The organism is Microbacterium sp. C448, assembly GCF_000582705.2.
In the GTDB taxonomy this organism is placed as follows: Bacteria; Actinomycetota; Actinomycetes; order Actinomycetales; family Microbacteriaceae; genus Microbacterium; species Microbacterium lacus_A.
Genome location: NZ_HG779649.1, coordinates 1 through 5,799, shown reverse-complemented (window position 1 = coordinate 5,799; position 5,799 = coordinate 1). Strand labels below are relative to the sequence as shown.

Sequence of the window (5,799 nt, the reverse complement as noted above, 5' to 3'; positions counted from 1 at the left end):
GTGTCGGTGGATTAGTTCCACCGACACCGCCCGTTTCGACAGAGCGGTGCTCGTCTGTGACCGCGTAGCGTCGAAGCATGGCGACGCGACTGCTGCTGATCTCCGACACGCACGTCCCGGATCGGTCCCGAGGCCTTCCCGACGAGATGCGGGCGGCCGCCGACGCCGCGGACATCATCGTTCACGCGGGCGACTGGACCCAGGCATCCGTCCTCGATGATCTCTCGCAGCACGGCGAGCTGATCGGTGTGTACGGCAACAACGACGGACCCGACCTGCGCGCGCTGCTCCCCGAGATCGCCCGACGCGAGATCGAGGGCGTGCGGTTCGCGGTCATCCACGAGACGGGTGATGCGAAACGTCGCCACGCGTGGACGGATGCTTCGTTCCCCGACACCGACGTCCTGATCTTTGGACACAGCCATATCCCGTGGGACACGGTCACGCCGGGCGGACTTCGCCTGCTCAACCCGGGCTCACCGACCGATCGTCGCCGGCAGCCGCACCGCACGATGATGACGCTCACCGTGGATGCTGGCGTGCTGCGTGAGGTGACGCTCGTGCCTCTCGGGGCGCCCGGCTGAGGCTGAAGCGCGGGGGTTTCAGCCTCTGGCGAGCGCGTCCCAGTCGATATCCATCCGCTCGGGATGTGTCGTCGAGATGCGTGCGGGAAGGATCCCGCCGACCTTCGGCCAGTGCTTACGCGTGGTCACGACCTCCGTCGCGACGCGCACGGGCTCGACACCCGGGGCATCCGGCACGACCTCGATCTGACACGCCTGGTATCCCCAGCGGCGCGTCGGTTCCGAAACCGCGACGATCATCACCGTGCCGTTCACCGAATCGGCGATGGGGTCGCCCATCATCCGCTCGAGTTGCCGGGCCATGCTCTCGATCTCGTCCACACGCCGAAGCCTATCGGCGCCTGTCGCGGCCGTGCTGGCCCGGGACTCGCTTACGCGCCGAGGGAGAGGTCCGGCCAGGCCTCGATCCCGAACTCGTGGCGCAGGGCGCTCCGCGCGGCGAGCCACCCACCGAGCCCGTGCACACCGGGCCCGGGCGTCACGGACGCCGACGCCAGGTACACACCGGGCAACGGGGTGCGCCACGGATCGGTGCTGAGCACCGGGCGCCGCACGAGCTGGAACAGATCCGGCGTTCCCGCGGCGATGTCGCCCCCGGGATAGTTCGGGTTGTGCCGCTGCAGGTCCGCGGCGGTCCACGACGACATGCCCACGATGGTGTCGCGGAATCCCGGCGCGAATCGCTCGATCTGTCTGATCACGGCTTCGGCGCGGTCGGCCGTGCTGCCCGCAGGAACATGCGTGTACGTCCACAGCGTGTGCATGCCTTCGGGTGCGCGGGTGTCGTCGAAAATCGAGGGCTGCGACGCAAGCACGTAGGGCAGCCCGCTCAGACGCCCGTTCGCGACCTCGTTCTCGCTGGCCGTGATCTCTGCGCGCGAGCCGCCGAGGTGCAGCGTCCCGGCGCGACGAAGTTCCGGATGGGTCCACGGGACCGGTTCGGACAGCGCGAAGTCGACCTTGGCCGAAGCATTTCCATACCGGAAGTTCGCCAGTGCCCGACGATATCGCTCGGGCAGACGCGGACCCGCGAGTGCGACGAGCGCGCGCGGGGTGAGATCGAGAAGCGTCACTCGGGCTCGTGGCAGTTGGGCGAGGCTGGTGATCTCGACGCCCGTCTCGACCGTTCCGCCGTGCGCCCGGATGTCGTCGAGCATCGCGTCCGCGATCGCCTGGCTTCCGCCCCGCGGGATCGGCCAGCCCCGCGCATGCGCGTAGGCGGTGAGCGCGAGTCCGGCGCCCGCCGAGGCGAGGCTCGGGAGGGGGAGCGAGGTGTGAGCGGCCGCGCCGGTCAGCAGCGCGGGCGCGGCATCGCCACGGAACCGGGCGTTCCACGCCGGGGTGCCCTGCTCGAGCGTGGCCGCCGCGAAAGCGAGCGCCGTGACGGGGCTCGTCGGTACCCGCAGCAGGGAGTTGCCCGTCAGATCGGCGACGTGGCCGGAGCGAGCGGCGAGCGGTCCCATCAGCGCCGCATAGGCCGCGCCATCCGAGCCGAGTCCCTCGCGGGTGCGCTCGAGGTCGCGGTACGCGATCGCCGCGGCACCGCCGTCGAGCGGGTGGGCGAACGAGACATCCGGTGTGAAGAACTCCACACGGCGAGCGAGTTCGAACTCCCGGAAGAAGCGCGATTCGAAAGCGAGCGGATGCACCGCCGAGCAGACGTCGTGGACGAACCCGGGCAGGGTCAACTCACGGGACGAGCTGCCGCCGCCGACACGATCTGCACGCTCGAAGACGCGCACCGAGAGCCCCGCACGAGCGAGCGTGACCGCGGCGGCAAGCCCGTTCGGACCCGCCCCGACGATGACCGCATCGACCTCGGTCGAGCGTCCGGATGCGCGCGTCGCACTCACGCGTCGTCGCCTCCGCGCGGGTCGCTGTCGCCATCCACGGCGTCCGTTCCCTCGTCTTCCGCGGTCGATTCCTGGGGCGACGAGCTCAGGCCCTCGGCGAGATACGCGAGACGGTGCAAGGTCTCGGAATTGCGCCAGTGCAGCATCGCGTCCGCGATCGGTCGGGGGATGAGTGTAGCGGGGCCCGCCACCGCGTGCTCCTGGATGCGGACGACGCAGCCCCGGCCCCGCGGTTTTACGTCAATCGTCACGCGGGCCTCGCCGATCGGCCACCCTTTCGCGCGCATGACCATGCGGTGCGGCGGGTTCCACTCGATCGAGGCCGTCTCGTCGTCGATGAGCGCGGGCCACACGCCGACGGAGTGATGCAACCGACCGCCAACCTCGGGCCAGTTCGCATCCACATCGCGCATCCGGGTCGCCCCGACGACCCACGACGGGTAGAGCCAGCCGTCTTCGAGCACGCGGAAAACGGCTTCGGGCGGGCAGTGCAGAACACGGGCGTTGTGGGACATCATTCTCATTCCGGGGTGGCGTGTATTCGATTGTCGCGCGCTTTGCACGGGTGCGTGCAGGGGTTGACAGGCATTGACCGAATCAACTGGCCGTTCACTGTTCCGCGCGGGGGATTGTCGCTGGCCCAGCCCGTCGGCGCAACCGCCTGGCCAAGAATTTCCGGAGCAGCGAACGTGGAGGACTCATCGAACCCGCTGTGCGAAAGAAGGAATCATGAAGGCGCTCACCTGGCAGGCCAAGCGATCCGTATCGGTAGACGAGGTTCCAGACCCCCGCATCGAGTTCCCGACCGACGCGATCGTGAAGATCACGTCCACCGCCATCTGCGGCTCCGACCTGCACCTGTACGAACTGCTGGGGCCGTTCCTCGGCCGCGGGGACATCCTCGGTCACGAGCCGATGGGCGTTGTCGTCGAGGTGGGATCGGAGGTGACCAACCTCGCCGTGGGCGACCGCGTCGTCGTGCCGTTCAACATCTCGTGCGGGCACTGCTTCATGTGCCGCCGCGGGCTGCAGTCGCAGTGCGAGACGACACAGGTGCGTGAGTACGGCAGCGGCGCGGCGCTCTTCGGCTACACCAAGCTCTACGGTCAGGTGCCGGGCGGGCAGGCCGAATATCTGCGCGTACCCCACGCGGACTACAACCACATCCGAGTCGGTAGCGACCTGCCCGACGACCGCTACCTGTTCCTCAGCGACATCCTTCCGACCGCCTGGCAGGGCGTCGAGTACGCCGATGTGCCCGACGGTGGCACCTTGGCGGTCATGGGGCTCGGGCCCGTGGGGCAGTTCGTGGCGCGGGTGGGTGTGCACCACGGCTTCCGCGTGCTCGCGGTGGACCCGGTGCCGGAGCGGCGGGCCATGGCCGAGCGGCACGGCGCGCTGACCTACGACCTCACCGACACCATCGTCGACGAGCTGCGCGACCTCACCGAGGGGCGCGGGGCCGACGCGGTTGTCGACGCCGTCGGCATGGAAGCGCACGGGAATCCCGGCGTACACGCCGCGCAGAGCGCGATCGGTCTGCTGCCCGACGCGATGGCTCGACCGCTCATGGAGAAAGCCGGGATCGATCGGATGGCGGCGCTACACGCGTCGATCGACATCGTCCGTCGTGGCGGCACGGTCTCGCTGAGTGGTGTGTATGCGGGAGACGCGGACATCCTGCCGATGAAGACGCTGTTCGACAAGCAGGTCAGCATGCGCATGGGTCAGTGCAACGTCAAGCGCTGGATCGACGAAATCCTGCCCCTCGTCGAGGACTCGAGCGATCCGCTCGGCGTCATGGACCTCACGACGCACCGCGTTCCGCTCGAGCGCGCTCCCGAGATGTACGAGACGTTCCAGAAGAAAGAGGATGGCTGCATCAAGGTCGTGCTGGAGCCGTAGGCCCTGTTTGACGCGCGAGCCGCGCGGCCCGGCCTCCGCGTCAGGCGTCTTCTTCGGGCGTCGGCGGGGGGCCGGGCCGAACCGCCGCCGTGTCGGCGATGTCGATTCGAGTGTTGCCGTCGTGCTTCGAAACGTCGATGCGCGGCGCCGCGTCCGATTCCACCGCGTCGGGTGCGGCGAGAAGCTGGTCGCGCCGCTTCTCTTCCTTCGTCATATCCATGTCGTCGGCACCGCTATTCGTCGTGTCATTCATGAGGCGACCCTATGGCGGTCGTGCCCTTTTTCGCGCGGTCTGGTGCGGAACGGACGCGTCGTGCTAGCGCTCAACGCGCCGCCGTCGGAATGCCGTGATTAGCATAGACACTATGACCACGCCCCAGAACGCCACCCAGAGCGCGCCCCTGCAGACCCTCCGTCCCGTTTCGGACGAGCAGAACCTGCTTGCCGCCAACACGCAGGATGCCGCGACCTCGTGCTGCGGCGGTGGCTGCTGCAGCTGAGTCACGGCATCCCGTGAAGCCCGCCGCGCTGTCCGTGCACCGAGACTTCTCTGAGGCCGTCAGGCGTGCTGTCCGGCGTGCGCGCCTTCCGCGATCTCTTCGATCACCTTCGCGTTGAACGCGGGAAGGTCGTCGGGGGTCCGGCTCGATACCAGGCCCTGGTCGACGACCACCTCTTCGTCAACCCACTCGGCGCCGGCGTTCTTCAGATCCGTCTTCAGGCTCGGGTAACTGGTGATCGTCCGTCCGTCCACGACGCCCGCTTCGATGAGAAGCCAGGAGCCGTGGCAGATGACGCCGACCGGCTTGGATGCTTCGAAAAATGCCTTCGCGAAGGCGATGGATGCCTCGTCCATGCGTAGGTGATCCGCGTTGACGACGCCACCCGGAAGGACGAGCGCGTCGAACGAATCGGCATTCGCGGAGGCGGACAGCTCGTCCACATCCTGCGTGTGGCCGTTCTTACCCTCGATCGAATCACCCTCTGGGGCGATCATGAGGGCGGCCGCTCCGGCGTTCGTGACGGCCGCCCAGGGTGAGGTCAATTCGCTGTCCTCGAAGCCGTTCGTGGCGAGAAATGCGATGCGTTTTCCTGTGAGATCAGTCATGCGTGCGACGCTACGCGCGGCATAACCCGGGGTTCGAGGGGGTTGACAGGCCGCTTCCGCGCGCGTGACCCGCGTCAGTGCACGGGTGCGTTGCCGGACTCGACCATGTCCGCGGGCTTGCGTACGAACAGGGCGAGCGGGACCGCTGCGGAGGCGAGGACGGCGCCGACGAAGAACGCCGTGTGCACGCCTGCCGCTGTGGCGGCGACCTGATCGGTTCCCTCTGCGAGGGCTGCCGCGGCGGTCACCGACATGAGCGTGACGAAGAGTGCGGTGCCCGCAGCTCCGGCGACCTGCTGCATCGTGCCGACGGTCGCGCTGCCGTATGGGTACAGGCGCGGAGGGAGCG

At 68.4% G+C, this 5,799-nt stretch carries 8 protein-coding genes and 1 pseudogene; 3 read left to right on the top strand and 6 right to left on the bottom strand.

Translation table 11 applies throughout. From position 1 onward, the window contains the following. Nucleotides 1–77: 77 nt before the first annotated feature. Nucleotides 78–584 carry a metallophosphoesterase family protein gene (locus tag MIC448_RS06395; protein WP_036297513.1) on the top strand — a complete coding sequence of 169 codons (507 nt, stop codon included), beginning with the start codon at nucleotides 78–80 and terminating at the stop codon, nucleotides 582–584. A gap of 18 nt (nucleotides 585–602) precedes the next feature. On the opposite strand, the gene MIC448_RS06390 is transcribed toward MIC448_RS06395, so the two are convergent. The 3 genes from MIC448_RS06390 to MIC448_RS06380 are packed head-to-tail and all read right to left on the bottom strand — an operon-like array spanning nucleotide 603 to nucleotide 2,952. After that, a complete protein-coding gene (locus MIC448_RS06390) occupies nucleotides 603–905 on the bottom strand; it encodes a hypothetical protein (RefSeq protein WP_036297511.1) in 303 nt (100 codons plus the stop codon). 50 nt (nucleotides 906–955) lie between these two features. Continuing rightward, a complete protein-coding gene (locus MIC448_RS06385) occupies nucleotides 956–2,437 on the bottom strand; it encodes an NAD(P)/FAD-dependent oxidoreductase (protein WP_036297509.1) in 1,482 nt (493 codons plus the stop codon). Continuing rightward, complete coding sequence (locus MIC448_RS06380; protein WP_036297515.1) at nucleotides 2,434–2,952, bottom strand: SRPBCC family protein; 519 nt, start codon at nucleotides 2,950–2,952, stop codon at nucleotides 2,434–2,436. The genes MIC448_RS06385 and MIC448_RS06380 overlap by 4 nt, the downstream gene beginning before the upstream one ends. Before the next feature lie 214 nt (nucleotides 2,953–3,166). Between MIC448_RS06380 and MIC448_RS06375 the strand changes: the two genes are divergently transcribed. Beyond that, nucleotides 3,167–4,342, top strand: coding sequence for an alcohol dehydrogenase catalytic domain-containing protein (locus MIC448_RS06375; protein ID WP_036297507.1), 1,176 nt, complete (start codon nucleotides 3,167–3,169; stop codon nucleotides 4,340–4,342). 40 nt (nucleotides 4,343–4,382) lie between these two features. Here the strand turns inward: MIC448_RS06375 and MIC448_RS06370 are convergent, their stop codons facing one another. After that, the gene (locus MIC448_RS06370) at nucleotides 4,383–4,595 is read right to left on the bottom strand and encodes a hypothetical protein (RefSeq protein WP_036297505.1); all 213 of its coding nucleotides are present in this window, start codon (nucleotides 4,593–4,595) and stop codon (nucleotides 4,383–4,385) included. A 112-nt stretch (nucleotides 4,596–4,707) separates the two neighbouring features. On the opposite strand from MIC448_RS06370, the gene MIC448_RS16565 reads away from it, so the two are divergent. After that, nucleotides 4,708–4,842: a hypothetical protein gene (locus tag MIC448_RS16565; protein WP_269800294.1), complete on the top strand. Its 135-nt coding sequence runs from the start codon at nucleotides 4,708–4,710 to the stop codon at nucleotides 4,840–4,842. 59 nt (nucleotides 4,843–4,901) lie between these two features. Here MIC448_RS16565 and MIC448_RS06365 read toward each other — a convergent pair whose 3' ends face one another. Then, a complete protein-coding gene (locus tag MIC448_RS06365; RefSeq protein ID WP_036297503.1) occupies nucleotides 4,902–5,450 on the bottom strand; it encodes a type 1 glutamine amidotransferase domain-containing protein in 549 nt (182 codons plus the stop codon). A 74-nt stretch (nucleotides 5,451–5,524) separates the two neighbouring features. Beyond that, nucleotides 5,525–5,799, bottom strand: a pseudogene (locus tag MIC448_RS06360) (MFS transporter); the annotation flags it as partial.